This window comes from Parabacteroides sp. AF19-14 (assembly GCF_003635485.1).
Lineage (GTDB): Bacteria > Bacteroidota > Bacteroidia > Bacteroidales > Tannerellaceae > Parabacteroides > Parabacteroides distasonis.
This window is the reverse complement of record NZ_QTMJ01000051.1, coordinates 1-422: the sequence shown is the minus strand read 5'-3', so window position 1 is coordinate 422 and position 422 is coordinate 1. Positions and strand designations below refer to the sequence as shown.

1 protein-coding gene and 1 pseudogene are annotated in these 422 nt (G+C 46.7%); both read left to right on the top strand.

What is annotated here, in order from left to right; genetic code table 11:
• The first annotated feature begins 1 nt into the window (after position 1).
• Positions 2–214 (top strand): hypothetical protein, encoded by a 213-nt coding sequence (locus tag DWX33_RS23010; RefSeq protein ID WP_122381053.1) that lies wholly within the window; start codon positions 2–4, stop codon positions 212–214.
• A pseudogene (locus DWX33_RS22100) lies at positions 211–422 on the top strand (polysaccharide biosynthesis protein); the annotation flags it as partial. The gene DWX33_RS23010 and the pseudogene DWX33_RS22100, both read left to right, overlap by 4 nt.

Below are 422 nucleotides of genomic sequence, written 5' to 3'. Positions count from 1 at the left end.
AATTAATATATACTTCGTTTTCCATATCTACGGTTGCAATGTGCAGATCCTGCCCAATGCAACCCATGCGATCCAAATCATCCACCAAGGTGATGGTACGATCTTGCGGACGGAAAGCTGTATTACGCCCGCCGCTTCGGGACGCCATGAGTCACAGGCACCGCCGTTGGGAAAAATTAGGGTACTGAATATAAAACAAACAAAATACAAATGATGGATTTTCATAAAGGCAGATGGCGATTGGCCTTAGGCCGTCTGGTGAATTTGCGGTATATCAACCGTTGGATCATTTTTAGTGCGGACCTTTTCGTCTCGCTCTCCGTGTCGCTCCTAGGCGTATTAGGAATGTTCTCCATTCTGCATATACGTATAGGAGAGCCGGATGTGCTGAAAGTAGGCCTCTCCTCATTTGTGGGCAGTAT